The sequence below is a fragment of the Ruminiclostridium josui JCM 17888 genome (assembly GCF_000526495.1).
Taxonomy (GTDB): domain Bacteria; phylum Bacillota; class Clostridia; order Acetivibrionales; family DSM-1351; genus Ruminiclostridium; species Ruminiclostridium josui.
In genome coordinates this window covers 1,226,986-1,252,291 of sequence record NZ_JAGE01000001.1, presented here as the reverse complement: position 1 = coordinate 1,252,291, position 25,306 = coordinate 1,226,986, and the positions used below count along the sequence as shown (strand labels likewise).

At 39.9% G+C, this 25,306-nt stretch carries 25 protein-coding genes; all 25 read left to right on the top strand.

The window, feature by feature from the left end; all coding sequences use genetic code 11:
* The first annotated feature begins 151 nt into the window (after positions 1 to 151).
* Complete coding sequence (gene istA / locus K412_RS0105870) at positions 152 to 1,624, top strand: IS21 family transposase (protein WP_024832236.1); 1,473 nt, start codon at positions 152 to 154, stop codon at positions 1,622 to 1,624.
* Entirely contained in the window at positions 1,617 to 2,303 is a 687-nt protein-coding gene (locus K412_RS0105865; RefSeq protein ID WP_024832235.1) for an ATP-binding protein, read from the top strand. The genes istA and K412_RS0105865 overlap by 8 nt, the downstream gene beginning before the upstream one ends.
* A gap of 230 nt (positions 2,304 to 2,533) precedes the next feature.
* Entirely contained in the window at positions 2,534 to 3,085 is a 552-nt protein-coding gene (locus tag K412_RS0105860) for a recombinase zinc beta ribbon domain-containing protein (protein ID WP_081741740.1), read from the top strand.
* A 143-nt stretch (positions 3,086 to 3,228) separates the two neighbouring features.
* Positions 3,229 to 3,636 (top strand): hypothetical protein, encoded by a 408-nt coding sequence (locus tag K412_RS0105855; RefSeq protein WP_024832233.1) that lies wholly within the window; start codon positions 3,229 to 3,231, stop codon positions 3,634 to 3,636.
* Positions 3,636 to 3,959, top strand: coding sequence for a hypothetical protein (locus K412_RS0105850; RefSeq protein WP_024832232.1), 324 nt, complete (start codon positions 3,636 to 3,638; stop codon positions 3,957 to 3,959). Before K412_RS0105855 ends, K412_RS0105850 begins: the two co-directional genes overlap by 1 nt.
* Complete coding sequence (locus K412_RS21755; protein WP_242835551.1) at positions 3,946 to 4,974, top strand: hypothetical protein; 1,029 nt, start codon at positions 3,946 to 3,948, stop codon at positions 4,972 to 4,974. Before K412_RS0105850 ends, K412_RS21755 begins: the two co-directional genes overlap by 14 nt.
* Positions 4,975 to 4,976: 2 nt before the next feature.
* Complete coding sequence (locus K412_RS0105840; protein ID WP_024832230.1) at positions 4,977 to 5,984, top strand: hypothetical protein; 1,008 nt, start codon at positions 4,977 to 4,979, stop codon at positions 5,982 to 5,984.
* Positions 5,985 to 6,095: 111 nt separating this feature from the next.
* Positions 6,096 to 6,644, top strand: coding sequence for a hypothetical protein (locus K412_RS0105835; protein WP_024832229.1), 549 nt, complete (start codon positions 6,096 to 6,098; stop codon positions 6,642 to 6,644).
* Positions 6,641 to 8,002, top strand: coding sequence for a hypothetical protein (locus tag K412_RS0105830; RefSeq protein WP_024832228.1), 1,362 nt, complete (start codon positions 6,641 to 6,643; stop codon positions 8,000 to 8,002). The genes K412_RS0105835 and K412_RS0105830 overlap by 4 nt, the downstream gene beginning before the upstream one ends.
* 447 nt (positions 8,003 to 8,449) lie before the next feature.
* A complete protein-coding gene (locus K412_RS0105825; protein WP_024832227.1) occupies positions 8,450 to 8,878 on the top strand; it encodes a helix-turn-helix domain-containing protein in 429 nt (142 codons plus the stop codon).
* Between the two features lie 78 nt (positions 8,879 to 8,956).
* Entirely contained in the window at positions 8,957 to 10,018 is a 1,062-nt protein-coding gene (locus K412_RS0105820; RefSeq protein WP_024832226.1) for an alpha/beta fold hydrolase, read from the top strand.
* 517 nt (positions 10,019 to 10,535) lie between these two features.
* Positions 10,536 to 11,750 carry a macrolide efflux MFS transporter Mef(A) gene (mef(A), locus tag K412_RS0105815; protein WP_024832225.1) on the top strand — a complete coding sequence of 405 codons (1,215 nt, stop codon included), beginning with the start codon at positions 10,536 to 10,538 and terminating at the stop codon, positions 11,748 to 11,750.
* Positions 11,751 to 11,769: 19 nt separating this feature from the next.
* Positions 11,770 to 12,624 carry a nucleotidyltransferase domain-containing protein gene (locus tag K412_RS20535; RefSeq protein ID WP_034847223.1) on the top strand — a complete coding sequence of 285 codons (855 nt, stop codon included), beginning with the start codon at positions 11,770 to 11,772 and terminating at the stop codon, positions 12,622 to 12,624.
* Positions 12,621 to 13,361: a class I SAM-dependent methyltransferase gene (locus K412_RS0105805; protein ID WP_008766909.1), complete on the top strand. Its 741-nt coding sequence runs from the start codon at positions 12,621 to 12,623 to the stop codon at positions 13,359 to 13,361. The genes K412_RS20535 and K412_RS0105805 overlap by 4 nt, the downstream gene beginning before the upstream one ends.
* 37 nt (positions 13,362 to 13,398) lie before the next feature.
* Positions 13,399 to 13,893 (top strand): HD domain-containing protein, encoded by a 495-nt coding sequence (locus K412_RS0105800; RefSeq protein WP_008981870.1) that lies wholly within the window; start codon positions 13,399 to 13,401, stop codon positions 13,891 to 13,893.
* Between the two features lie 131 nt (positions 13,894 to 14,024).
* Positions 14,025 to 14,387: a GrpB family protein gene (locus tag K412_RS0105795; RefSeq protein WP_242835549.1), complete on the top strand. Its 363-nt coding sequence runs from the start codon at positions 14,025 to 14,027 to the stop codon at positions 14,385 to 14,387.
* A 44-nt stretch (positions 14,388 to 14,431) separates the two neighbouring features.
* The gene (locus K412_RS0105790; protein ID WP_002337568.1) at positions 14,432 to 14,926 is read left to right on the top strand and encodes a P-loop nucleotide/nucleoside kinase family protein; all 495 of its coding nucleotides are present in this window, start codon (positions 14,432 to 14,434) and stop codon (positions 14,924 to 14,926) included.
* A 733-nt stretch (positions 14,927 to 15,659) separates the two neighbouring features.
* Positions 15,660 to 16,904: an AAA family ATPase gene (locus K412_RS0105780; protein ID WP_242835547.1), complete on the top strand. Its 1,245-nt coding sequence runs from the start codon at positions 15,660 to 15,662 to the stop codon at positions 16,902 to 16,904.
* 55 nt (positions 16,905 to 16,959) lie between these two features.
* Positions 16,960 to 17,808 (top strand): DUF2971 domain-containing protein, encoded by an 849-nt coding sequence (locus K412_RS22700; protein WP_024832222.1) that lies wholly within the window; start codon positions 16,960 to 16,962, stop codon positions 17,806 to 17,808.
* A 226-nt stretch (positions 17,809 to 18,034) separates the two neighbouring features.
* Positions 18,035 to 18,562, top strand: a complete 528-nt coding sequence (locus K412_RS0105770) for a hypothetical protein (protein ID WP_024832221.1) — start codon at positions 18,035 to 18,037, stop codon at positions 18,560 to 18,562.
* A gap of 1 nt (position 18,563) precedes the next feature.
* Entirely contained in the window at positions 18,564 to 19,163 is a 600-nt protein-coding gene (locus K412_RS0105765; protein ID WP_024832220.1) for a DUF1281 family ferredoxin-like fold protein, read from the top strand.
* Positions 19,164 to 19,465: 302 nt separating this feature from the next.
* A complete protein-coding gene (locus K412_RS0105755) occupies positions 19,466 to 20,401 on the top strand; it encodes a DNA adenine methylase (protein WP_024832218.1) in 936 nt (311 codons plus the stop codon).
* Positions 20,402 to 20,466: 65 nt separating this feature from the next.
* Positions 20,467 to 20,886, top strand: a complete 420-nt coding sequence (locus K412_RS0105750) for an AbrB/MazE/SpoVT family DNA-binding domain-containing protein (protein WP_024832217.1) — start codon at positions 20,467 to 20,469, stop codon at positions 20,884 to 20,886.
* A complete protein-coding gene (locus tag K412_RS0105745) occupies positions 20,879 to 21,166 on the top strand; it encodes a hypothetical protein (RefSeq protein ID WP_024832216.1) in 288 nt (95 codons plus the stop codon). Before K412_RS0105750 ends, K412_RS0105745 begins: the two co-directional genes overlap by 8 nt.
* Before the next feature lie 94 nt (positions 21,167 to 21,260).
* Complete coding sequence (locus K412_RS0105740) at positions 21,261 to 25,298, top strand: S-layer homology domain-containing protein (protein WP_024832215.1); 4,038 nt, start codon at positions 21,261 to 21,263, stop codon at positions 25,296 to 25,298.
* Positions 25,299 to 25,306 lie beyond the last annotated feature (8 nt).

Genomic DNA, 25,306 nt, shown 5'->3' with positions numbered 1-25,306 from the left:
ATGTATGGGCTATATACGCTAAATAAGCTACTTAAATCCTACAGGATATTTAAGTAGCTTATTTAGCGTGCTATTTTAAGGGGGTGATGCTTATGCTTGCACTGATATACACATTATTACTTGGATAACACAACAAAAGGAGGAATTAAAAATGATCGGTATCGAGCAATATCAAAAAATCCAGGAATACAAAGCACTTGGACTTGCCCAGACCAAAACTGCTAAAGCGCTGGGGCTCACCTATACTTCTGTCAGTAAATACTGGAATATGAGCAAAGAAGATTATGCCAGGGAAGCTGAGCAGGAAAAGTATCATATGGATAATTATCGACAGTACATATTAGAGCAATTGAAAATATGCCCACAAATCCGGGATACGAATATCTATCTCAAATTAATGGAAGCTTTTCCTGATTTACAAGTTAAACGAGCTACTTTCTATCGCTATATGAAAGCCCTAAGGGAACAGCATGGGTATCAGCATACCAGTAAGCAGAAAATCTCGCCACGTGAAGTCTCGCCACCAGGATATGAAGCTCAGGCTGATTTTGGTCAATATAAACTTAAAGATATGTATGGACGAATTGTGCGGGTATATTCCTTTTGCATGGTTCTGAGTTATAGCAGAATGAAATTTGTTTGCTTTTCACCGGATCCCTTCACGACCGAAACAGCCATAAAAGCTCATAACTATGCATTTCAATATTTTGGAGGAAGACCACAGACAATTCTATATGATCTTGATCGGGTCTATGTGGTTAGCGAAAATCTAGGTAATATTATATTTGTACCGGCCTTTGAAGAATATGTAAAGCGTATCGGCTACAGTGTTTCATTATGCAGGCCAAGAGATCCTCAGAGTAAAGGCAAGGTAGAAGAGGTCATTGGATATGTTAAGCAAAGTTTTCTGGAGGGGAGGGTATATACCGGAATTGACAGTCTTAACAGTGCAGCTCTTGCATGGTTGGATAGAGAAGGCAACGGGAGAGTTCATACTGTGACTAGAAAAGTGCCACGAGAAATGTTTATTGAAGAACAAAAACAGCTTTTTCATGTTAAACCATATTCAGAGGTATCAAGTACTGTAGCATCCTTTGATTCCAATGGAGTGGTCAGCTATAAAGGGAATCGTTATCAGATTGATGTCGGTGTGATGGATGCACATCAACGCATACGTATAGAGGATGATGGTAAAATACTTCTATTTTATGATACCGATACTAATGAATTATTAGCTAAGTATCCAGTAACAGAAGATACTGGACAGATATTCAAAGCTGAGGAAAAAAACAACAGAAACAGGGTTTCTCATGCTCTTATAAAACAATATTTTGCAGAGCATGAAATCGCTCAGGAATTTATACGGCGGATGGAACAAGAACAAACAAAATATTTTAATAGCCATTGCATTCGCTTAAATCGCATGACGAAGTTTTATTCGATGGAGCAAATGCTTGATGGGATAAGATACTGTATTGAGACTGAACGCTGCAATGCCTATGAACTTTTGGCTTACATAATGTATAAGCATGGTGAGCAGATAGCAAAGAAGTTCTTACCAAATCAACAGTATTTCAACCATCTGACACGTAGCAAGGAGATAAGGAGGGAAATCGATGGCTGATATAACTGAAATCCGCGAGTTGGCTAAGAAGCTAAATCTATGGAATATTGCCAGGGGATATATTGATTTGAATGATGAGAAACTGTCCAACCTAGATTATCTTCAAATGATATTACAAAAAGAACTAGAGATACGAGCCAGACAAAAACAGATCAAGCTAAGAAGGGCAAGCAAACTTCCCAACAAAGTATTTGATGCATCGAATTTAAACAAAGGTTTGGAATGGCAGATAAAACAATTATCCCATCTGACGTGGCTCAATGAAGAACAAAACATTATTCTGCTTGGTAAATGCGGGACAGGCAAAACTAGTCTTGCAGTTCATCTTGGAGAAACAGCGATCGACAATGGACATAAAACTTACTATGCATCCATTGATGTTTTTATATATATTGTAGAGAACAAAGATATAAACCCAAAAGCAGGCGCAACCTTCTCCTATATGCGGGAATGCGACTTGATTATTATTGATGATGTATTTTATCTAGAACCAACCAGGTCAGAGTTGCAGGCTTTTTATCGAGCAGTTACCTTTCTTAATGAAACAAGAAGTATCATTTTTATTACCAATCGAGAAATATCTACATGGTTATATGTAGTGGAAGACAAACATCTTTGTCAGACTCTGTTAGATAGAATAACAGCAAATTGTCAGATCATTCGCTTGACTGACAGATAAATTAAAACACTCGCCTCTTTTCTAAAAAAAGGTTAATACTTAAATTTGAAAACAATGCCGATTAACGGCTTTAAATAGATGCAAAAAATCTCACGAAATCCTAAGATTAGCTTAACTTTTGAGATTTTCTGCAGTTTCTGGGGTAGGGGGGTCTAAATCTCTACCACTTTTTGCCCCGGAAACGGGCGTGGGGTAACGCGTGAAAATTCGCGGTTTCAAACTGCGGAGATATTTACCGCAGAGTGCATTGGAACAACAGAGGATGCAAATCCATCGTCTGGCGGTGTGTCAGCCGCTTGGAAGAGAAGGGTTCTGATTGCTCCTCTAGGACTATTAGTGAAGCTACGCTGCAAGATGCTGTAGTAAAGGCAATCAATGAGGTGTTAGAAAGTAAAAATACCTTCCTTACTGTTCTGCAGGAGAACATAGCGGCAGTTTTAAATGAGGATAACGACCAGACCATTCAAGAGATAGAAAGCAGGCTAAATGAGCTGCAGCAAGAGCTTCTTCAACTGGTCAATACAAAAGCAGACTATCAAAAAGTGGCGGATGAAATTTACCATCTGCGTGAACTCAAGCAGAACATACTGGCCGAGAATGCTGAGCGTGAAGGCAAGCGGGAACGTATAGAAGAAATGATGAAGTTTATACATGACCAGTCTGTTGAATTACAAGAATATGATGAGCAGTTAGTAAGAAGGCTTATTGAAAAGATAACAGTATTTGATGAAAAACTAACTGTCGAATTTAGGTCAGGAGTTGAACTCGACGTTAAGATGTAAAGTTATGATTGACCGCCAATCAAAGGGTTACACCTCAATTGGCGGTCTTCTTATTTATACAAATATATGAACAATTATATAGACAAAGTGGTTAATCAGATGTATAATCATGGTAACAAACCTAGTCGGTCGAGGTGAAAAGTATGGACGTAAAAATAGATAGTTTAATACCCTTTGATTTATTACGAACTGATCTGGAACATGTTTTTTCAGTGGTAGAAAAGAACGGAAAAGTCGTTCTTCTTAAAGATAATAAGCCTGCTTATATTGTGCTGAAATACGATGAAAAGGACATAATTGCTGATAATGTCGCAGACAAGCATGCTAACTATACACTTCAGGAAGCTATGAAGATAGTGCTATCAGAGGTTGAAAACAAAACTATGCATGCATCTGAGCTGGCAGATGAAATATACAAACGTAGGTTGTATTTGCAGAAAAACGGGAAGAAAGCGCAATATACACAGATTAGGGCGAGGTGTGGGCATTACCCGGAATTATTTGAGGCCCTCCCCGGTAACTATATCAAATTAAAGGATGGTGTAGAGTAATGAATGGTGAAACACTATGGAATCACGTAACTTCGGTTTTATCATCATCGGGAGTAGAAATACAAACTACAACAGGTCTTTGGTTTACTGCATCGTCCCGTGATGGAAGGTTGTATGTTGATAGGGCTATTTACAATTCGCCTTCCAGCGAGCTATCAATGAAAAGAGCAATATCAAAGAAAGATTTTTTATTTATACATTCATATTATGATCGCTGGGTTAATGGAGAAACGGGTGTTAGGCATGAGGTCAGCAGAAAATCAAGAAATACTGCTTATATTTTCGCTTTGATAGAAAAATATTCAAATAGTGAAGAGGAATAAGAGTTTAAACAATATTATAAAGGGGACACCGAAATTGGATATAAGCAAAATAAAAACGCTATCGTATGATGAGTTACGTGCCTTATATAGAGAATTCCTACATAGTCAGAGTATTGCAAAGGCAACTATAAACACATCTTATGTTGATACCTTCTACCTCTGGAGGAAAGGGAGTAAAGACCTGTTTTGGAATACGGTAACTTCGCCTGCTTTTGAGAATGATGCGAAAGAGGCATTAATTAAGGCTCTTTCTGAGAACTCGACAGGTAATGTCAATTCACTAGTTAATAGTTATTTGTCTCATTTAAGAAGATTCCGTTTATTCTTAGCTTCTGACGGAACTGCTGAAACATCAACGCCTAAGCAGGATAATACTGCTAATCGTACATATAGACGTAAGAAAAAAACTGAGATTAATGTTCCTCAACCATCAACTGAACAGGTTGAGTTATATCTTGCTAAGTGGAATACACTTGAGAACTATCGCCTGCAGGAGAATGCACTTAATAAGCTGTTCTTTGAGCTATGTCCAAATAATACGGACATTATTGATGTCCTTTTGAAAGCATCAGCGCTTAACGACTTTTATAGTACAAATATTTTCTCTATCTATCCAGTGGCCAAGCACATATGTACTTTGAATATTGATACGAGGCTTAAGGCTGGAGATGTTACTCTTGTTGGAGACATCCAGTATGTAAATATCGGCGATACAGAGAAGAATTTTTACTCTTTTGCCACAAAGTATTGCAGCCATCACAATCCACTCGATTATCCGATTTATGACAGCTACGTCGATGAGGTGCTTCGATATTTTAGAAATCGTGATGGATTCTCAGATTTCCCAGATGGTGATTTGAAAGAATATATTAAATTTAAACGTATACTGATAAATTTTCGTGCTTTCTATGGCTTGGATAAATATAACCTGAAGCAAATTGATCAGTATCTTTGGTTACTTGGGAAGGATTACTTCCCTAAAACCTATGGAAAGAAAATTAGGGGGGACAAATAGTTATGAAGATTCATTATTTCCAAAGATATCATGCGAAAGAGAATGTCGCAACAGCAAATACGATGCTACTATTATCTCGGCTATATTCATACTCTTCAGATAAGTTCTTTCGTTTCCTGAAATCAGAATTCTTTTCAGATTCCTTTGAACCAGAGATTGTTTTTAACCTTCAGGAAAAGAGTACTAAAAGTATCCCAGATGCTACCATTACACAAGAAAGCTTTAAAATTGTTGTTGAGACAAAAATGTCTGACTGGTTTTATTCAGATCAGTTACTACGACATTTAAAATCTTTTGGTGATGAAAAGTATAAAGTAATAATTACTTTAGCACCGGAGTTGATGGCTCCAGAAAAGAAAAAAGAATTCGATGACCAATTAAAGAAATATAATGCCACACAGAGATATCCTGTCATGCACGTTAATACCACTTTCGAGGGTATTATTGATGCGATACGAGATGTTATTGATGATAGGGATTATGAAATGCAAGAGGTTTTAGAAGACTTTTTGAATTACTGTTATAACGATAAACTCATAATTGTTTCAGATTCATGGAAACGTATGAGAGTACAACTGGCAGGTACTACATTTAATTTTAATGTTAGTGAGAACCTTTATTATGATGATATTGAGCGTGGATTTAGTGCACATGATTATCTCGGTCTATATAAAGAAAAAAGTGTAAGAGCAATCGGGAAAATCAATGCCATCATCACTGCAGTTACTACAGAAAATGGCCTTGAGTATAAAGCCGAACTTGGAGAATTGACCGAAGAAAGAAAGCAGCAAATTGATCGTGCAAGAGAAGATGGTAAAAACTATGGCTATGTAATGGATGCTACAAGATATTTTTTCGTAGAAAAATTCTACGATACTGATTTCAAGAAGATAACTCCCAGAGCACCGATGGGCTCACGAGTGTTTGATTTAACACAAATTCTTGAAACAGAAAAACTACCTGGAACTGAGGAGATCGCAGAGTTACTTAAATATAAGACGTGGGGTTAGTTGCTGAACTGAACAAATATGTATGTTTGTTCAGTTGAGGTTCACTATAATTGCAATGATGATAATGATATGAAATGTGTCTGTATGTAAAACAGGAAAGGTGGTATATGTATGGGTGAATACATAAAAAAGAAGAAGGATATGGTATTCCAAAGTGTAGAATCATTACAGCAGGTTGTTAATGTTATCAACGAAGCAGCAGTAGCTGTTAATGATAAGACACGAACTGTAAGAGAGAGTGCTATTCCTGAAATTTTAGCAGGAGCTATTGGTGCTGGTATTGGCGGAGTAGGTTCATTTGCCGCATTATATGGTTTGGGCTCAGTCGGTTTATCTGCTGCAGGAATCACATCGGGACTTGCAGCGGCAGGCGGTATTGTTGGTGGTGGAATGGTTGCCGGAGTTTTCGTACTTGCTGCTCCGGTTGCTTTATTGGCAGCAGGTGGTGTTGGTCTTGCATCTCACTTAAAACATAAACAGCTTAGACAGGAGAAAGAGCGTTTATATAAAGAAGCACTTAAAAAGCATCAAGCCATTATTTTGGCGTTGAAGGATGAAGCAAATGCAGATAAGGAGCGCCTGGATTATTTACAGAGTCTTAATATCCTGTTGACACAAGCTATAAAAGATTTAAAGAAGGATTTAGGTGAAACCGCATGAGTAAGTTCAAATACTCTAATGGGGAACAGCAAATAAATAATGTTCTGAATTATCAGGCTCAAGAGTTCAAGAGCATTCAACGTCCTGATATGTCTGGAGTGGACAAACGAATATCAGAGAGTGAAGAACTGCTAAAATCACTTGGTTATTCCCTGACTGATATTCCAAAGATTATACCATTATCAGAGAGAAGAAAGCATATTGTACCTACTTGGGAAGAAATGTGCACTGAGGCTGAGAAGTCTGTTGGTAACAGTACAGATTTGGAAACTCTTTTTACCAAGGAAGAATTGCGAGCTAATGAGCAGGCAATCAAACTGTTAAATGAAGAGTTCAATGCGGTACATCGACTTGATAAATTCGATATTACAATAAGTGCTGCGGCGGGAATATTAGGGGCAGCAGTAGATATTCTCTTAGTGGGTATTCCACAGAAAACCTCTGATGGACTTAAAGCAGGTGCTTTGTCGAATTATATACGGGAGTGGTTTGATAAAAAGTTTCCTGAAGAAGAAATGGAAAAGCTCGCAAATTCAAGAATTAGCAAGGTTCCATATGATGCTCAGGATAATAGAAACACGACAGAATTTGTTAACGGACTTTCTGCGTATTATCACAGACTGTTATCTCTGGGACATGATCCTTTGCTTGGTCTGATATTCGGTGTGTTTGATATTATGACAGGCAGAATGACAACCATTGATAAAACGGGAAAAATCGTAACTCAGGTAATGGAAAATTATGCGGATAGAAAAGAAAGCAATATATTTGCGGCAATTGCTAAGCAAATAATCCATTTCAAGTCAGACATTACTACTTCAATGGGATTACCTGTTCCGTTGATGGGACTATTTAATCTGCTTCAATTTGGCAACATAGGTGAAGAAGAACAGACGATAGCAGAAATAGTACAAGGAATGTATTATGAAGGCTATGATTTCATTCATTTCTGTTCGATGTCAATTCCGACAATGATTATAGAAGTAGTGATTAGAATAGGATATGCATTCAAAAGAATAAAGGAAGGCTATCCAGTAAAGGAATCTATCCCGTTTTCATTGAATCGAGAAAAACATCCGAAACTAAGCACGATGCTGTTTATAGGACATTCAGCGATTACTGCAATAAATGCCGGTAAAATACTCTTTACAAAAAATCCGATGGCGATAAATTATACACAATGGATCTTATTTGCAAAATATTCATACAAGCAATTAAAGTGGGCACTATTAAAAAAGCCAGAATTAAGAGATGCTTACGTGAGAGGCACTGTTTTCAAAGAATTAAGTGTGATTTGCGAAGAAGTCGATACAACTTTTAGAGAATATGCAGAAAAGTATATTGTTGTATTCAAGTAAATATCTTTCGCCCTATTCGGACTAGGTTGATATGTTTCCTTGAACGACGGTTTTTCAAAAAACAGCCAAAAACACATTGACATATTCCCACGTACAGATGGTTTCTAAAGTGGCCCGCAGACATCAATTCCATCAACTCGACCCATGTTGAGTGCGTCACATTGATGTCAAGGGTGGATAAATAGATGGCTGAAAGTGCCTGCAAATAAAGGGTTTCCAGACATTGAACTTTTCTTTCGGCTGTTTAGCCTGAGGTGACAATGTCAGGAAACCCTTATTTTTATTGTTTGGGAGATGATGTCAGCTACTAAATAAGGATATGGATGAGTAATATTTCAAATAAAAAAATGAAGAATAATGTAAACTGAACATAACAGGATATGTTATGTTTAATTGATTGATTAATAGAAAGGTTATAATATAATAAGTATAAAGGATGTGAAAAGTATGATAAATATGAATCTGAAAGAATTGCGAAAAGCCCATAGATACACACAAGAAGAGGTTGCTGAAAAGATAAGTGTTTCAAGACAAGCGGTTGCAAAGTGGGAAAATGGTGAAACTGTACCTGATATCAATAATTGTATTGCGTTGGCAGAATTGTATGGAGTTACCTTGGACGACTTAGTAAATCATTCGAAACAAAAAAACGGAATAGGTATTCAGCCTGAAGGGAAACACGTATTTGGAACGGTAAAGGTTGGAGAAAGGGGACAAATTGTAATTCCTAAAAAAGCCAGAGAAATATTTAACATTTGTCCTCAAGACAGTTTGTTGGTTTTAGGCGATGAGGCACAGGGAATTGCCTTGGTGAAACAAGATAAATTTATGCATTTTGTAGAAGCTGCTTATAAAGCGAAAGAATGCAAGGAGTAGTAGATACCTTTAATGCAGAATGAATTTTAAGGGATCCATAAATGTAGTTATCTAATTAAGGAAGGACACGATATAAAGATGAAAAAGAAAAAGAAAATAATATTAAGCGGAATTTTAGTATTTATACTATTTATGGTGGGAAGTTACTTCTATAATAATATTACTTATATTGAGAACCCCCTTAAAAAAATGTATAGAGCTGGATTTGTTGAAAAACAAATAGAGCTAAAGGATGGCACCATATTAAATTATGGAGAAGGTCCAAACAATGGAAAAACACCGCTTCTACTCATTCATGGTCAAGGTATGTCTTGGGAGGATTATGCAAAAGTATTGCCTGAATTATCAAAGCATTACCATGTATACGCTGTGGATTGCCACGGGCATGGAGAATCTGATATGAATCCTGAGAAATATTCGGCTAAAGAAATGGCGGAAGATTTTATAGAATTTATTGATGTAGAAATAGGGCAAAAAACAGTAGTTTCCGGTCATTCCTCAGGTGGAATGATTGCTGCATGGTTGGCTGCATATGCACCAGATCGTATACTGGGTACAGTTATTGAAGATTCCCCCTTCTTTTCAACGGAACCAGGTAGACGAGAAAAAACATATGTATGGGTATATGGTTTTCAATTATATGAAGACTTTAAAAATCAAGATGAAGAGAAGGATTACTTCAAGTATAGTTTAGAAAGAAGTTATTGGAGAAATATGTTTGGGGATTTTCTTTGGAATAAATTTTCTAAAGATGCAGTAGCATATCATAAAAAGCACCCTAATGAGCCTGTACACATAAAGTATTTACCACCACAGATAAATAGGATATTTGAAACCGCGACTTATCCATATGATCGCAAGTTTGGAGAAACATTTTATGATAATACCTGGTTTGAGGACTATAATCAATCCGAAGTGTTATCAAAAATTAAAAGCCCTACAGTATTCATAAAAGCTGCAACAAGTTACGATGGAGATTTACTAGTAGCAGCCTTATCGGATGAAGATGCTGATCATGTGATTGAGTTGTTGGAAAATGGAAAACGGATTAATGTGGATTCCCCTGGACACGATATACACTACGATAAACCCGAAGAATTTATTGAGATTATGATTGAGTTCTTAGATGAAGTTCAATAATGATATAGAAAGAATACAAAGATTGGATAAAAGAGTAATGAAATCAACGATTAATGAATTTTTAAAGAAGGTTAGGAACTTATAATCAATTAGATATGGGGAACTATCAATTTATTTTCAAAATGTAAATTGATAGTGGCTTCTATATTTTAAATATTGAATCCATCAAACTATTGTGTTAAAATATACGTTGATAAAAATAAGAATTTAGGAGGAATCGAAAGGATGACAGCCTCAATACGTTTAAGATAAGCTGGCAATAAAAAAGGCAGAATCTATCCTCGATGATAGGCTTTTTTGTTGTGCTTATTTATACGATATTGAGCATTCATTAGTTACGGTAAGCTATAATTTCTTTAGCTGTGCCTTTATTTGACTATGTCTTTTTAAAGAATGTTTCCATATTGTATGTATGCAGACTAAGCCACATTGTGGATTTTGGCCTGCATTTTTTATTGCCTCGAATATTGTTTAAATAAAATTTAATCAAAATAATGAATGTAGGAGATGATAAAAAATGGAAAAATACAATTGGAAACTTAAGTTTTTTACAATATGGGCGGGACAGGCAGTATCTTTAATCACTAGTGCCATCTTGCAAATGGCGATAATTTTTTATCTTACAGAAAAAACAGGATCTGCGATGGTTTTGTCTATGGCCTCGCTGGTTGGTTTTCTACCCTATGCGGTCTTTGGACCAGCTATTGGTGTGCTAGTGGATCGCTATGATAGAAAAAAGATAATGATTGGTGCTGATTTAATTATCGCAGCAGCTGGAGCAGCACTAGCTATTGTTGACTTATATATGGAATTATCTGTTTGGATGGTTATGGTGGTATTATTTATCCGTAGCCTAGGAACAGCTTTTCATACCCCTGCGTTAAATGCAGTTACACCTCTTCTAGTACCAGAAGAACAGCTGACCAAATGTGCTGGCTATAGCCAGTCCTTGCAGTCTATCAGTTATATATTAAGTCCAGCAGTTGCGGCATTGTTATACTCTGTTTGGGAATTAAATGCCATTATAACCATCGATGTACTAGGCGCCGTAATTGCTAGTCTCACAGTAGCATTGGTGAATATTCCAAAGCTTAAAGTAGAAGAAAAAAGTTTGAAACAAAATTTCATCGGAGAGATGAAAGAAGGGTTTTTGGTCTTAAAGGATAATAAAGGATTGTTTGCTTTATTACTCATAGGAACACTATATATGTTTGTTTATATGCCTATCAATGCACTATATCCTTTAATCACCATGGAATATTTTAATGGTACACCGATGCATATTTCTATTACGGAGATTGCTTATGCATCTGGTATGATGGCAGGTGGTTTGATATTGGGGTTATTTGGGAACTACAAAAAGCGAATCCTATTAATTACAGCATCCATTTTTATGATGGGGATAAGTTTAACCATTTCAGGCTTACTTCCTCCAAGTGGATTTTTAATATTTGTAGTTTGCTGTGCGATAATGGGGCTTTCGGTACCCTTTTACAGTGGTGTACAAACGGCTCTTTTTCAGGAGAAAATTAAGCCTGAATATTTAGGACGGGTATTTTCTTTAACTGGAAGTATCATGTCTCTTGCTATGCCAATTGGGTTAATTCTTTCTGGATTCTTTGCTGATAGAATCGGTGTAAATCATTGGTTTTTACTATCAGGTATTTTAATTATTTGCATTGCAATAGTTTGCCCAATGATAACTGAGATTAGAAAATTAGATGCAAAATAAAATAAAGGAGTGTGTTCGTATGATATATAATATTATTCAATCAGTGACAGAAAAATTATCCTCTTTGCCTTATATAGAAGGCATCGTATTAGGGGGATCCCGTGCAAGAGGTACCCATACAGAGGATTCTGATATAGATATCGGAATTTATTACAATCAAGAATCATTTGACCTGACAGCGATTAACCAAATTGCTACAGAGTTGGATGATGAGAATAGAAACAACCTTGTTGTACCTCCCGGAGCGTGGGGGGATTGGATCAATGGCGGCGGATGGTTAGTTATGAACGGGTATCATGTTGATTTGATTTTACGTGATATAAAACGGGTGGAACAAATAATCAAGGATACGGAGCAAGGAATTGTTACTGCAAATTATCAGACCAGGCATCCCCATGGTTATATAAGTGCTATGTATCGTGGAGAATTGGCTATCAGCAAGATACAATATGCTAAAAATGAAAGCTTATGCGAATTAAAAAATCAGGCGGAAATTTACCCTGGTGCTCTAAAGAAGAGCTTGATAAACTTTTTTTTATTTGAAGCAGAGTTCTCTTTAATGTTTGTAAAAGCAAATGCGGGAGCAGAGGATAAATATTATATTGCAGGCCATGTTTTTCGTATTATTTCATGCTTAAATCAAGTACTATTTGCATGCAATAATGCTTATTGCATTAACGAAAAGAAAGCTATAAAACTGCTTGAAACTTTTGAATATAAACCTAAAAAATATGCCGAAAGGGTAAATCATATTTTTGAAGTACTCGGTCTTTCACTTTTTGAATGCTACGATATGACCGAGAAGCTTTATAAAGAAGTGAAAAAAATTGCAACGGAGATAAATAACTTTTTAAACGAGGGGGAATTCAGATGAAAGAAAACAAATATGATGATAATATATTTTTTCAAAAATACAGTCAAATGAGTCGCTCACAGCAGGGACTAGCCGGTGCAGGAGAATGGGAAACATTGAGAAAGCTGCTGCCGGATTTTAAAGATAAGCGTGTGCTTGATTTAGGATGCGGCTATGGATGGCACTGTATTTATGCGATGGAACACGGAGCGTCTTCTGTTGTAGGTGTTGATATTTCTCATAAAATGCTCGAGGTAGCCAAAGAAAAAACACATTTTCCACAGGTTGAATATAAATGCTGTGCTATAGAAGATGTGGAATTCCCAGAGGAGAGTTTTGATGTAATATTAAGTTCACTTGCGTTTCACTATGTAGCAGATTATGAGATTTTAGTAAAAAAGATATATAGAATACTGAAGTCTGGTGGTAAGCTAGTTTTTACGGTTGAACATCCTGTTTTTACTGCCTATGGAACACAAGACTGGCATTATAACGAAAAAGGAGAAATACTGCATTTTCCGGTGGATAATTATTATTATGAGGGCAAACGGACAGCTGTGTTTTTGGGAGAAAAGGTTACAAAATATCATAGAACACTGACCACATATCTAAATACACTGCTTTCAAATGGTTTTATAATAAATCATATTGTGGAGCCGCAGCCGCCGGAAAACATGATGGATATTCCGGGGATGCAGGATGAAATGCGCCGTCCCATGATGCTGATTGTATCGGCCAACAAAAAAGTGGATAGATAGAACTAAAACACCTATAAGGTATAAATGGAGGTAATTTATGTTTAAAGAAAAAATTATTATAGAGATGAAAGAAGTATTCAAAGAAATTCCTTTTGGCATAGAGCATACTCTCAAAGTTTTGAAAAATGCAGAAGATATAATGAAAGGAGAAAATATCGGAGAGGAAGAAAAAGAATTCATCAGTATTATTGCTATACTACATGATATTGGTGCGGTTGAAGCACAAAAAAAATACGGTTCTATTGATGGTGTCTATCAAGAAAAGGAAGGACCAGAAGTAGCGAAAGAAATATTAAAAAAGGTAGGCTATAACAAAAATATTGATAGAATATGCTTTATAATAGGCAACCATCATACTCCATCTAAAATTGATGGACTTGATTTTCAAATACAATGGGAAGCTGATTTGCTTGAAAATTTAACGGTTATGGATAAAGAAAAAGAACAGGAAAAGATAAAAAAGTGTATAGATGAAAACTTTAAAACAAACACAGGAAAAAGGATAGCTTATAATCGCTTTATTTTAGATTAGTAGTAGATTATTACAGTTATGTATTTTATATCGCAAAGAAAAAATAGTAGTTAAGTTTAACCCTAGATAATAAGCAGCAAAGGAGTGCGATAAGATGATATCTAATAATACCTCCATGCCTACAACGGATGATGAGTTGCAAAAGAATACGGTTGGTTGTTAAGGATTCTGCTGATGAGTCATCCTACGTTCCAGTGTTGGAAGCGGCCGGATATGTGCTACAGATTCGAGAACCTGACTGGTTTGAGCATCGTTTGTTTAAAGGACCGGATACCGATATTAATCTGCATGTGTTCAGTTTGGGCACATCAGAGATTGATAGAATGTTACGCTTCCGTGATTGGTTGCGGACTAATGATACTGATCGGGACAAATATGCACAAGTCAAACGAAGCTTGGCAAAGAATAAATGGAGGCATGTCCAGCACTATGCGAATGCTAAAACATCAATAGTACAGGAAATCATGAAAAGAGCGAATAGTAATAATGCTTAAGGAGAGTGTCATGTTTTCTTGGTTTGTTATAGGAGGTTATATCAATGAAAAATACAGTAGATAATTTGTCGAAAAGTAAAGTTATTTTAATGTGCGGCCCTGCGGGAGCAGGTAAATCAACACTAGCAAAAAAATTTGAAAGTACCGGGATGACAATACTATCTTATGATGAAGAATCATTCAAACGAGGTTTGAATGAACATCCTTTACCTCAGGAGGTTTTAGAAGATATTAAAACCTATCTTGATGAAAAACTAATTTCACTTATCATGCAAAACATTGATATTGTTCTCGATTATTCATTTTGGTCTAGAGAAATGAGAAATGAATATATTTCATTATTAAAGAAATACGACATAGAACCCAAAATCTATTATATAAAGACACCTAAGGAAGTTGTTATGGAACGTATTCGAAAAAGAAACGGAAATCATCAAAATGATATCATATTGACGGAGCAAACAGCTTCCACTTATTATGATCATTTTCAACCCCCAACTGATGAAGAAGGTGAAGTTATAGTAGTCGAGGGATATTAATATTGTGGTTTTAGGCATGGAAATTGTACTAGATGATAAGTTTTGTCAAATTTTTTGAAAGATATACTTCCAACAAGGGGATACCAGCTTCAGGTGATATCATTATTGTCATCTCAGAGCAGGGGGTAGTATTGATTCAGCCGGAAGAATAAGTGGCGATGCAATGAAGACGATGAATGCATTATTGAAATTACAGGAAAAAAACTTACTGAAATACGTTATGTTTATTCTTTTGACAACTCTACTCAATCATGATTATGCAATTAGACACGTTATTTTTTATCATGAATGGATATGTTCCCGTCTACCGATAGTGCTAAAAACGCAGTGGATATGTTTCCGAGAACGAACATACTCAAATGACATTCATTCTGTCCTCTCAAGCCACGTTGAGTGCATAGTTCAGATAAAACGCGCCGAAACCCGCATGGGATAAGGGCTCCCGGCGTTTTAGAAAGACATTTTTTAAGGGGTAAAAACGATGATAAAAACTCGGTTATTTTTAAAATAATCGGGTTTTTATTTTTATAAGATAAACAACCAGAAAAAGCATTAATTGCCTGACTGGATTTTCTTTGATAAATATGGAGGTATAGCTCGCCAGGAAAAGCGCTTAAATGATATTCTGAAAAATTAGTCAAATAAAAGTCTATCAACAAGTTTTACCAGAATTTATGATATAATTATGTCTATAATGGGAAGTTGACAATTTTTGTTTAGAGGGGTAGACGAAATGATAGAAAAAGAACAAGTGCTCAATGAAATAATTGAGTATTATTTAAAATCTCATGACTTTAACGGGTTGCCTATTTATCAAATGAAGTACTATGATTACAAAATATTATGCGAGTTGATTGATGACGGCGTAATTGAAGTACTTTCTGAAAAAGAAGTTTTAAATCCGCATATTAAGGGGTTCGATTTTAATATCCCTGTCGAGCGACAAAAAGAAAACGTCTCAAGAAGAACAAAGCATTCTGTACTATACCCAACCCGTAAAGCACTTAAAAATATATCTGCTGATTATAGTAGCCCTTATACTGTATTGATGCAAAAAGGCGAGAAACAATTTAAGATAATTTATTTCAACATAGAGATATTGGAAAGATATGCTAATAACCCAAAATTTTTAATCATGGATAGTGGATATCGAGGCAATATATATCCTAAAGATGAATACTGTGAGGATAAAACTATTGAGGATGAATATATAAAAGACTATGGGATGGCTTATATAGAAGGAGAGCATTTAGAACGAGCAATAGGTGTTTTTGTATGTGATCTAGCAAAGCTGTCCCCTCAGAAACAAATGCTTTGGAAAGGGTTTGAACTTTCCAACCAAGAATATTGCAAAATAGCTTCTGGCTTTGTTGATAATCTAATACATGGTAAGTGGGTAACAAAAGTATGGATTTTTCATGCGTTGATTGACGAAATGATTGTAATAAATGAGCAGTGCAAAGCAATGGGTATTCCAAAGTTGTTTAATAAAACATTCGGAACACACTTTTCAGAAATGCCGGAAGGATATAGGAACATTTTTTTACCAACTCTAAAAAACTACTATGACTTTGTGCTTGTACTAGAAAAGCTAGTTGTTCACAACTTATCATATAAAACATTCCAGAAATCGGCTCCATATATTACCAGCATTAATCGGTATGATGAAACTGGTAAAGAAAAAGGAAGCCTAACAATGTTTGAGGAGTGGTTATGTAAAAATATCCGTACTAAAGAAAACCTTACAGAGATAATTATAAAACCTTTACGAAATATCCGGAGCCTACGCCAAAAACCGGCACATGAATTAACCTCTAACAAATATGATGTTTGTCTATATCAAAAACAGGTTGATCTAATGAATGATACATATGCTGCTATTAGAGCTATCAGGCTATTTTTTGCTAATCATCCATTGGCAAAGGATGTAAAAGTTCCCGAATATCTAATTTCAGGGAAAGACATAGTCAACTATTGAATTAAAGAGATAGTTTAGAATACTTTGAATTTTGTTGTGGTTTATGGGGGTTGTTATGATTGATGTCAATACGTATGTTGCTTTAGCTCAAAATGATAGCATTGATAATGCAGAGCAGTATAGACTATCTAATTCACCTAAAAAACTTTTCAAATTTATGCCATTCTATGATAGTGGCAATCTCGCTGTTAATAAAAGAAACATTGAAACAATTGAAGAAAATAAAATATGGGCTTCTAAATACTCAACTTTAAATGACCCATTTGAGTTTAAATCAATTTATTTAGATGAAGATAAGATAAGGAAATCAGGAAATTCAGTAGAGACATTTGAAAAATATCTTGACTATATCAATAACAGTTTTTTAGTAGTTAGTTTTTCTGCTGAAGGAAATATACACCCACTAAATAATATGCCGATGTGGGCTTATTACAGCAATAATCATCATGGGATTTGTATTGAATATGAGGTAGTAAATCCTATAATTTTGTACCCTATTATTTATGAAACGACACGAAATCAAATTGCTTCTATTATAGGAAATTTTGTTTATTTAGCAACAGCAGCAGCGAAGGGTGAAATTCCGCCAGATGATGCCGATTTAAAATTATATCAATTTTTAATGATTAATAATCTTTGTAGAAAACATAAATCGTGGCAACATGAAAATGAGTATCGTATATTGGTTCCTAATGTAGATAAAATATTGCATGGCAAAAGAGTTTTGCTAAATCAAATTGGAGTTAAGATAAAAGCAATCTATTTAGGTAGAGATTGCAGCACACGGAATAAGAAAAATTTATATCACACCTCTCAGAAGTTAGGAATTGACATTTTTCAGATGGATATAAAAAATAAAAGTAATGATTTTGAAATGGAATACAAACCTTATATGAAAAATTGAAACTGATATATCCCTTAAAACAACTAGCAGCTAATCAGAAACTGGGTTGGCTTTTTAAGGGTATTCATAGATTGCTTGATAGCGCAACTTCATTTTATATATATAACGAAAACCAAATAAGGAATTCCCCATTAGCAAATTAGCGGTGGCATTTTAGAAATAAGATGCTGCCGTTTTTTTATGCCTTTTTTATGGGTTAAAATCACAAACGATTGGAGGAAATCAAATGTCAAACATCAAGCAAACCCTCAAGTTTTTCAGTCCCCTGTCGATTACAGTATATCCTTCTCATGGATATGGCGGATGCGGCGCGGACGTTCTGTCTGAAGTATTGTCTCCATCGGAGGCGGTGTATTACATGGATGAAATCCTTGCCGCCATCGAAAAAGAAAAGCTGCCCAGCGAAGGTGATCGTGGTCTGATGGTATATTTCTACGACGACCAGGCGCTGTCTGAAAAAATCTACAGCCTCCACCCGACCGTAGAGGAATGGAACGGCAAGCTGTGGGGCGTGATGGTGGCTGAGGTTTATGGTGAGCTGACTGAAGTGGAAACAGCTAAACTGCTTGATTTTATCACTGGTCAATTATCTGACGGATGGGGTGAGGGGTTCGAGCAGCGTCCTATCAAAACGAATGACGGTGAAATCTTCGTCAGCTTCTGGAACAGTGAGGACTTTTTTATCAAGCCGGAACAGGAGCTGAAGCAAGGAGCTGAACAAAACTTTAACGGACAAACGATGGGAGGAATGTAACATGCCAAATCATATTACAAACATACTCACCGCACATGGCGATGAGAAAAAAGTAAGAGCAATGTTTGAAGCGATTAAGAATGATGAGATTGGAACCGGCAGCATTGACTTTAATAAAATTGTACCGATGCCGGAACATATCTACAGGGGGAATCTTGGCAGGAAGGAGATTGAAAAGTACGGCGCTGAAAACTGCTGGTACGACTGGAGCATAAAAAACTGGGGAACGAAATGGAACAGCTATGGCTATGACGAACATACTGCAGAAAATTTTGAAGGAAGCACGGTAAAATTCTTAACCGCATGGAGCAGCGTTAGCGATCTAATGAAAAAGCTGTCCTCTATGTTTCCCGATATCCGTTTTGACTACAAATGGGCGGACGAGGACTTTGGCTATAACACCGGCAAGGCAGAGTATAAAAGCGGCAAAACCTTAAGCTGTTATATACCGGCGGGTGGTTCTGCCGAAGCCCTCGAACTGGCGGCAAGCATTCTTGATATAGACCTTGCCGAAGCAGGATATATCTACAATGAAAGCACCGGCGAATATGAATATATGGAAGATGAGCCGGATGAAACTCCCAAGATGGGCGGTGTGTAGAAATGCATGCCGCTGTTTTTTATGAAAGGCATACAAGCATGAGGCGCTATCTGAATAGGCAGCGTCTTTTTTGTTGCCGGAAAGGAGCTGAACTATGAACACAGACACAAAAACGCAGGAGAAAAAAACCGGCAGCGATCCTGCACCACCGAGAAAAATTCATACCGTACCTTTGCCAAAAGACACCGAGCGCTGCAAAGGCTGTCCCTATCCTGGTGTCGGCTTTATCTGCTGGAGTATAGACGGGAGCTGTATGCGGACCGATATGGACAGGATCAGCAGGCCAAGGAGGTGATGACTGATTGAACAGCATTATCAGCTGGGTCGGTGGCAAAAAGGCCCTGCGCTCCCTTATCTACCAGCGGATGCCTAAGGAGTATGGGCGGTACATCGAAGTCTTCGGCGGAGGCGGTTGGGTGTTGTTCGGAATGCCACCCGATACCGGCATGGAGGTCTACAACGACTTTAACTCCGACCTTGCCAACCTGTTCCGTTGCGTCAAGGAGCGTCCTCTTGCCCTGCTCAAGGAGCTGAACTTCCTGCCCCTAAACGGCAGGGACGAATTCAATGTCCTGAAAAAATATCTTGAAAAGGAGGAATTCACCAGCGAATACCTGCGGGAGGAGCTGGAACTGGCGGAGAACTGCCTGTCCCCGCCGCAGTTTGAGGAAATCAAAGCAATTCTCATTGAAAACGCGACCATGTCAGATGTAAAACGCGCCGCCGCCTTCTTCAAGCTGATCCGCTACAGTTACGGCAGCGGCTGCACCTCATATAGCTGCCAGCCCTTTGATATCCGGAAAACCTTCCACCTGATATGGTCGGGAAGCCGCAGGCTTAAGGATACGGTCATCGAGAATAAAGACTTTGAGGCGTTGATCCTTCAATACGACAGGGACAACGCCTTTTTTTATTGCGACCCGCCGTACTACCAGACCGAGGGGCATTACGAGGTGGAATTTAAAAAGGAGGATCATGTGCGACTGCGGGATACGCTGAAGCAATGTAAAGGCAAATGGCTGGTGTCATATAACGACTGCGAATATATCCGAGAGCTATATAAGGGCTACTACATTGAAGCCGTCACCCGCATTAATAACCTCGCACAGCGATATGAGGGAGGCTGCGAATACCCGGAGGTGCTCATTTCCAACTACGACACCGCGGAGCGGCTGCGGGATGCCCCAATGCAAATAGGGCTGTTTGATCTGGCAAACGGCTTTTACAACACGGAATAGCGACTTAAAAAGACCATGTGAAATTTAAAATGCTCCATTCATGGGCAATAAGGAGGAAACCGAATATGAAAATGATTGAAATCCAAAGTGCCGTGGACAGGCACGGGCAGCTTACCATTCCCGCGTCTCTCCTGCGCGACATGGGGCTTGCGGCCGGAGACACGGTGAAGCTTGCCTACATTAGCAACGCCCCCGATTCTATCCGCAATACCTTCAAGGAATTTGTCATCACCCCTGATGGCATTACCGCCCTCGCAGAAGATGAGGAAAACGAACTTACCCTGCCCCATGACCTGCTGGAGGCGGCTGGGATTCCTGTGGACAGCGATCTTGAAATTGTCTGTGCAAAGGGTGCTGTTGTCATCATGGAGGCAGATCTGCTGGACAGCCTTCCCGATGAACTGCGCCAGCTGTTTGATGACCTGGGCATCAATCCCGAAACCGTTCGGGCAGTCATGAGAAACGGAGGTGTTTATGATGAGTAACAGCAAGCCTGTCTACAAGGTAATGGACGAAAAAGGCCGCATTCTGATCCCTAAGCAGCTTCGCGCCGCCACCGGGATGAATCACGGCGACATTATAAAGCTTACCGTGCAAAAGGGTATTGTTGCTGCCAAAAAGGTTGACATCATTGAAGTGGGGGATCAGTCCCCGCAAGCGGTGGAGGCTTATGTGTTTTCTGCCGTAAAGACGATGGAAAAGCAAACCCTCCTCTCCCTAGCGGCGCAGCTTATTGCCCTCATCGAAGAAATTACCAGGGAGTAAAGATTATTCAAGTATGGAACGGAGCCAAGGTCTAAAGCGATGACCCTGGCTCTTTGAATATCCATAAAAAATAAACAGAAAGGATTGAGAACCTTTGAAACAGAAAAGCAAAAAAATTTGGCTCATGGTCCTTGTTCTGTCCTTCCTGCTTTGCGGCAGCGTCTATGCTGGAACGCTGATTTTTCCCGACATCGCAGGGCATTGGGCGGAACAGACCATCATCAGACTCGTGGAAAAGGGTGTGATTAAGGGCTACCCTGACGGAACCATCAGGCCGGACGACACCATTACAAGAGGCGAGTTCGCCGCCCTGCTGGCCAGGAATCTGGAAATTGATACAACAGAGACAGAGAAAGAGCCGCCCACCTTTGACGATATTGACGGTCACTGGTCGGAGAAAAACATCGAGGCCCTCGTAGACGTATGTCTCCTTGATCCGGCAGATTATGACGGCAGCCTGAAGCCCGATGAACCGATTACCCGCATTGAAATCATCAAGATGCTGGTACGGGCAATCGGCAAAGGCGAGGTTGCAAAGCAGTTCAGTGGAAATACCGGTTTTAAGGACGATGAGGCAATCAAAAACTCCGACAAGGGATATGTCAGTATTGCCAAGGAGGACGATTTAATTAGCGGCTATCCTGACGGAACCATTCGTCCGGACGGTGAAACCACCAGAGGCGAAGCCTTTGAACTGATTGATAATCTGAACGAAGCAAAGGACAAACCGGATCAGGAGAAACCACCCGCCGACATTAGCGACAGTACGGGTAACAACACGGGCGGGAATTCAAGCGGCAGCCCTGCCAGCCACCCAAAGGCACAGGTGGTTTTTGATCTTCCCGCTGCTGCGCATACCGATACGAGTATCACCATAGCACCTGACCTGAAATATGCCAAGACACTTACCTGGTCGCTTGCCAAAGAAACCGCAACCGGTGAACTGCAACCCATTGACCTTGGAAAAGCGGTAGACGGCTCCCTGGGCAAAGAGGGCGGCACAATTGTATTTAAAGAAAGTGGCAGCTACACCTTGACCGCCACCGCTGTAAACTACGGCGGCAGAGAAACCTCCTGTTCAAAAAGCATCACGGTCTATCCGGTGATAAACGCAGGCTTTGAGCTGCCGGAGTACACCCATACGGACAGGACAGTCACCATTAAAGCAACCGCTTCCGGGCTTGGAAGCCTTGACATTGTATGGTCGGTAGTTAAAGACGGCGAGGCTGTTGCATGGGATACAGTTATTGACGGCAGGCTCTCCAATGATGGCGGTACGATTGCCTTCAAGGAAAAGGGCAGCTATGACATCGCCGCCACTATCACCGATGCCACAGGCAGAATCTTCGCTCACTGCGAGGCTGTCGCCGTTTACCCAGTAGCGGGCGTGGCGTTTGAGCTTCCCGAAACAGCGCATACCGATACGACCATCGATCTTGTCACTACCTTGACGGAAATGGACGGGCTGACTGCCAACTGGAGTCTAACCCTCAATGGTGAAGCAGTTTCCATCCGTGAATATGTGGAGGGTGAACTGTCAAACAGCGGCGGCACAGTCCGTTTTAAGGAAAAAGGTGTGTACGCCTTGATCGCCAGGGTTACCGACAAAACAGGCAGAGTCTTTGAAACCACGGCAACAACCACGGTTTACCCTGTTGGATCAGTTGGTTTCTATCTGCCGGAAATCACCCATACGGATACCTTTGTTGCCGTTGAAGCCAACTTTCAAAATATTGACACGGCTATGGCAGTGTGGACCCTGACCAAGGACGGAAAGCCGGTTGCACTAAGTGAGGCGATCCAAGGCGAGCTGACCAATGATGGCGGTTCTATCCGCTTTATTTCCAAAGGTGAATATGTACTGAAAGCATCCTTTACGGATGGAGCAGGCAGAACCTACAGCTATACCTCGGCGGTGACGGTCTATCCCGTCCCAAGTTTTTCATTCAGCCTGCCTGCCACGGCGCATACCGATACCGCCATCCCTGTCACAACAACCGCAGAGGAAATGGATGCTTTAACCGTTGAGTGGATGGTAGACAATACCTATGGTTTTCAGGATTGGTCGACTTATGTAGATGGCAAGCTGAATAACAACGGCGGCACCATTCGCTTTAAACACGCCGGAGTTTACGAGCTGGTGGCGAGGGTGGCCGATGCCACAGGCCGGGTGTTCCTCTTTGAGTATGAAAATAAGACTGAGGTGCATCCTGTGCTTGACATCCGGTTCGAGCTGTCGGAGGCAACCTACACGGACAGAACCATCGACCTTAGAACAATAGGAAACATCGGCGTTCTGCCCATTGAATGGGTCGTTACCAAAGACGGCAAAGCGGTAAAGCTGGCGGAATATGTGGAAGGTTCGCTCAACGCCCAGGGAGGAAAAATTCGTTTTACTGAGGAAGGCGAATATGTGCTGACTGCCTCCATGACCGATGCCCTCGGCAGAACTTTTTCATACAGCAGCGCCGTTAGCGTGCACCCGATTCCGGAAATACAGCTTACACTGCCGCAGGTATCCTATGCGGGTGAAGCTGTCTCCGTCGCTATCAGCGGAAACTATCTTGACAACCTTAATACCGCTTGGAGTATTTCAGCAAATGGCGGTGATGCTGCACCCTATACCGACTATGCCAGCGGCAGTCTTTCCGGTGAGGGAGGTACCATCACCTTTGTGGAAAAAGGGAGCTATACGCTGACTGTTACCATGACAGACGCTCTTGGCAGAGCCTTTTCTGACAGCAGCGCCATTACCATATACCCGATACCGGAAATGCTGATTACCCTGCCGCCGCTTTCTTACGGCGGGGAAGACATTCCTGTCGCAGTCAGCGGAAGAGATCTTGATGGTCTTAATATCACCTGGAGCATTTCGGTAAACGGCGGCGCTGCCTTACCCTATACCGATTATGCCAGCGGCACATTGTCAAACAGCGGCGGCGAGATAAGCATCAGTACGGACAAGACCATTGCCGTAAAGATCATTGCGGTCGCAACGGATAAGAACAACCGCAGCTTTACTTTTATGTCTGATACAGTTGCCGTAAAGCCAATAGCACAGTGTTCCTTTACGCTCCCATCATCCGTTCATGCAGGTACGGCCTTTCAGGTGTCCATGCGAAATGTGTCTGGCTTGGAGGGCAAGAGCATTGTATGGTCGCTTTCCAAGGATGGCAATGCGGCAAGCTTTACAGGGAGCCTCACAAACAGTGGCGGCAGCATTGTCATAAATACTACAGGAACCTATACCTTGACTGCCAGCGTCACTGATGATGCAGGCAGGGTGTTCACCCATTCTGAGAGCATAGCAGTCACCAATGCCGCACCTAATGCGCCGACCGCCAGTGCAACGGTGACAAGGACCGTTAAGGATCATAAATTCCTTGTGAATTTTACAGTTTCCGCCAGCGATCCCGATGGAGATGCAGTCACCTATGAATATACAGGTCACAGTGCGGACGGTTACTATGCTGTCGGCTCCCACACCGTAAAGGTCAGAGCAAAGGATGCTTACGGTGCGTATTCCGAGTGGACGGATATCAACTTTACCGTTGCCAATTCAGCGCCAAGTACCCCGGTTATCACCAGAACGCCAAACGGCAACAGCGTTCCGCCCGGCACGCCCGTCACCATCACGGCATCGTCCACCGACCCGGATGGAGACGCCATCACCTACGTGTGGGAGGGCAGACCGGCTCAAACATCCACATATCCGTTAGGCAAAAATACTGTCCGTGTCAAAGCGGTGGACGCCGCCGGGGCAGAATCTCCCTGGACGGCCATCGTATTCTTTGTGGCCGATTCCACCAATGGCGGCGGTATGACCTTGACTGGTCCCGAATCCGTTATTCTGGAAAATGGCATTGAAGGAGCAACCATCACTGAGTACACCTTCACGGTTCCTCCAGTCAGCGGCCACAGCGGAAGCGACTATGGCCGGGTGCGGGGATATAACAAGAATACCCGCCAATGGGATCAGCTGGACTACCAGACAACCACCAATGGTATCACCTTCAGCAGAACTCTGGCTTCTGGCATCTACAGCAATTTGGAATTTTACTATTACACCAACCACAACTGCATGTACAACAAGTCAAATATCACCTATTCGGTCAAGTACTACTTCGAATAGCCTGAATG